Annotated in this window: 3 protein-coding genes and 1 pseudogene; all 4 read left to right on the top strand. The window is 40.1% G+C overall.

The genetic code is table 11. The annotated features are described in order from the left end of the window. A partial coding sequence (locus tag B4033_RS06330) for a cysteine peptidase family C39 domain-containing protein (protein ID WP_286832735.1) occupies positions 1-430 on the top strand: 430 nt, incomplete at its 5' end. 49 nt (positions 431-479) lie between these two features. After that, entirely contained in the window at positions 480-1,655 is a 1,176-nt protein-coding gene (locus B4033_RS06325; RefSeq protein ID WP_171249860.1) for a hypothetical protein, read from the top strand. Positions 1,656-1,666: 11 nt separating this feature from the next. Further along, positions 1,667-3,334 carry an OmpP1/FadL family transporter gene (locus B4033_RS06320; RefSeq protein ID WP_004814477.1) on the top strand — a complete coding sequence of 556 codons (1,668 nt, stop codon included), beginning with the start codon at positions 1,667-1,669 and terminating at the stop codon, positions 3,332-3,334. 43 nt (positions 3,335-3,377) lie between these two features. After that, positions 3,378-3,911 (top strand): annotated as a pseudogene (locus B4033_RS06315) (hypothetical protein); the annotation flags it as partial.

The raw sequence follows: 3,911 nt of genomic DNA, 5'->3' as shown, positions 1-3,911 counted from the left end.
ATTTGAAGACTTGGTCAAACAAGGGCAGCCGGCTATTGTTCCTATTTCTTATGCAGGATTTAAACATTTTGTTGTCTACAAAGCATATAAAGATGGGCGTGTTTATGTCGCGGATCCAGCACTCGGTAATATTAGTTTTGATGAACAACGTTTTAAACAGGTCTGGGAAAATAATACGCTGTATTTAATCAATGTGCCTGAACAATATCGTAAAAATTTCTTAGCACTCCAAGATTCAGATATGCGCCATGTTGAGGACGCCACGATTAATCGTTATGCGTTGGTAGATTTTCAATATCCACAGTTCTATATGGAAAAAATCGCGGATAAGGCATCTACAATTCGTCTGGATACCAATATGAATCCGGAGTCCGCTTCCTATGGGAAGCCAACCTATAACTTCTTAAGACTTTATTATAAGAGCAAGTAAAAGCGAATTAAAAAACTGAATTAGAAAAATAAAAATGGTGGGATGCAACATGAAACGTGAATGGATGAACAAAACTCTCTTGGCACTTAGTGTTCAAATGGTCATGGGGGCAGCATATGCTGCAGGTGAGCCGGCATTAGGGGAATACGAGGAAGTCGTAGAAGTAGAAGAAACTGTTGCTGAATCTGTAGCTGAACCTGAATTAGGTGGATATGAGCAAATCATTGAGACAGAGGAGAAAACAGCAGAATCTACACAACCAACTACCGTAGAACAACGAGTTACAGAGCCAGTACAAGCTTCATCTGCATTACAACAGCGTGAAGGGGATGCATCTCAAGAAACGAATCTTGAGGAGGTCTTTACTTCAAATGAGCGTCAGTATTCACTTATTAAGCAAGGTGAAATTTCATCGTATTATGATATTGACTATACCTATTATCGCGATACTCAGCTAGATCTAGAAATGGCACAAGGCCAGCTGTATCAGTTACGTGTTCAGGAAAATGCAACCCATACGCTGACTAACACATTCACTGCTCAATATGGTTTAAAAGATAACTTAACCTTAACTGCGTCTTTACCGCTGGTGACTAAAACAGATTTACTGAAAGATACGTCTACAGCAGGTTTAGGTGATATAAGTCTTGGGGCGCGTTGGGAACCATTTCCATTAAAAGCAGGACGTCTGCCACTCATTTTATTTGGTAATCTTTCCACTAAGACCGGTGATAGTCCATATGAAATTAATGCGGCTGATGATTTATCCACAGGTAAGGGCTATTACGCTGTAGGCGTGGGAGCAAGTACCCGTAAATATATTGATCCAGTCGTATTGTTTGCTTCTGTTTCTGCCAATTATGGATTTAAAGTAACTGACTTAAATCAGCGTCGGGGTTACCGTGTAATTGATGAATTTGAACCCGGAATCAGTGGTGGTTTTGCTTTTGGTTTTGCTTATTCCTTTAATTACGATGTCTCAATGACAATGTCCTATCAGCAAAGCTTTAATACTGGTTCAGAGTTCAGATATTCAAGTGGTGAAAGTTACTCGCCAGCAGATCAAACCAGTTCAACCTTTGCAATTTCCCTCGGGGTACGTATCTCTCCTGAAACAATTGTCAACGGTACTGTAGGGCTAGGATTAACGGAAGATGCACCTGATGTCTCGCTTGGTCTATCTTTCCCACTGGATATTTTAGGTTTTGGTAAGAAAATTCGCTAAGGGGCTGTCTTATGAGACAAATTCGACTCAGCCCGTTAGTGAGTGCCATTCTTTTAACGGGTTGTTCAGGTGCAGCATTTGCACAATTAGGAACAAATTTATCGGTTGACCTGCGCTCGCTTTCACTAGGTAATGCAGTTACTGCAGATCCACCAGGAGTTAATGCTGTTCATTTTAACCCAGCAGGTTTGACTAAAATTCAGGGCTTACAAACTGAGCAGCAGATTATTATTGCTAATTTTGATATTGGACGTGAGTTCAGTGTCCCTGCTGGTTATAACGTTTTCGGTTATTCAGATGATCCTTTGGTTTGTAATGATGGACCAGAGGTTAATTCAGATCTATGTACTGATTTTAAAGATGGGCCAATCAGAGGTGATGTTGAATACGTTAGCTTATATGTACCTATTTTAAAAAAGATGGTGGATCTGGGTGAAGGGATGCCAGTGGCTGCACCCACTATGGGGATTGCCTATAATCCACCAGGCTCCAAAGCAACTTATGCGACAGCTGTATATGCACCTCTTATGGCGGGTTTTGGTGCTGAAAGTGGTAATCCTGCAAACTATATGGGGCAGCAGGTTGCACTTGAGCGGATTACCTATCTGTCACCTTCGGTAGGCTATCAGGTCAGTGATACGCTTTCGATTGGAGGTGGTGTCGGAATGTCATATCAAGCGATGGGTATGAAAACCGACTTACGTTTTCCGAATGAACTCATCGGTATGCTGAGAATGATCGATGAAGTGGTATGTACACCATTTAAGGAAAACTCGGACATTATCACCGATATTCTTTTACTCGGGATGTGTAATGCTCAAGAAGGAATGAATCCATTTGGCAAATTCGGTCAAATGCAACTTGGATTGGAACAATCCCTGAGCCCGAGTTATAACTTGGGTGTACTATGGGAACCTACTGAAGATTTCAGTTTTGGTATGGTCTACCAAAGTTCAGCAAAAATGCGCCTTAAGGGTAAATATCACATTGATAATGCCAGAGCGCCGCAGGAGATGATCAAGGGCTTGATGTCTTCTCCGACAGGGCAGATTCTTGCAGCGATTCTCGGATTCCCAAATTCTGTCCCATCGAGTGAATCTGGTTTGGTATCCATGGATCTGGAATTTCCTGCACATTTTCAGGCAGGGATTAAATATAAATTATTGCCTGATTTACAAGTTAATTTTGATGTGGGTTGGACAGATTATAAAGCCTGGGACAAATTCCGTTTCGAATTTGATCGTCAAATTTCAGCATTGAAAATTGCCAAACTTTTATCTGCAAATGTTACCGATACTTCATTAGCATTACCCCTTGAGTTTACCTCGCCATGGAGTTGGGGAATCGGGTTTGAATACTCAGCAACAGACCGATTGAAGCTGCGTGCGGGTTATGAACCACGTTCGAGTGCTATTCCTGATAACAAGCGTAATACGATGGTGCCGATCAATAATGCTCAATTATTTGGCCTAGGTGTAGGCTACAAGTTTGATGCAGACACAGATCTCGATTTATCTATTGGTTTCTTACGCAGTAAGGATAACATCCCGGCTAACACCAGTAGCCTTTCAAACCAGACAGGTGTTAACAACTTATTATTAAACCCATATGCGGGGTTAAATGTTAAAACAGATACTAAAATCACAATTTTAGGACTTAACTATAGAACAAGATGGTAGGCATATCAGGATGATAGGACATTTATGGCTAAGGATGATAGTTGTGTTGACAACGGCACAATTAGGGAATGTCTATGCCGGTACATTTCATACGATTATTGGTCCAGATGGCCGACCGATGGTAGTACAAAAAAATAATATTCAAACTAAAAAGGTCTTAGAATCAAATCAGAAAAATCAGATTTTATATCCTCAATCTCAGGTCATGACTGCCCCCCCTAAACTTCAAAGCAGTCAAATCGTTAGAGAACAGAGAATTAAACAGAATAATCCAATTGAAGATAAAAACAACTTATCTCATTCTGGGATTATTAATAAAACAGATACTTTATCTTCTTCTATTTTTACCAAAGAGATTTTAAAGACTAGATCGACCAACACCTTAAAACAGAATGTTAATAATTCCATTGAACCTATTGTAGACCAGCAATCTGTTCTTAAAACTGAAGATTTCCAGCCAACATCAGCCGAAAATTTAAAAAAGCGCCTTGATGATCAAAATGATATTTTGGAAATAGAAGGAAACCAATACGTCAAAAATGAAGTACTTGAGGAAAAAGAATTTAATCTGGATGGT

It is taken from the genome of Acinetobacter sp. UBA3132 (assembly GCF_002364825.1).
GTDB lineage: Bacteria > Pseudomonadota > Gammaproteobacteria > Pseudomonadales > Moraxellaceae > Acinetobacter > Acinetobacter schindleri.
The sequence above is the reverse complement of the archived record's forward strand: the minus strand, read 5'-3'. Positions and strand labels throughout refer to the sequence as shown.

Coding starts and splice junctions, on each gene's coding strand:
- B4033_RS06325 (WP_171249860.1), top strand. CDS start 480: ATGAAACGTGAATGGATGAACAAAACTCTCTTGGCACTTAGTGTTCAA.
- B4033_RS06320 (WP_004814477.1), top strand. CDS start 1,667: ATGAGACAAATTCGACTCAGCCCGTTAGTGAGTGCCATTCTTTTAACG.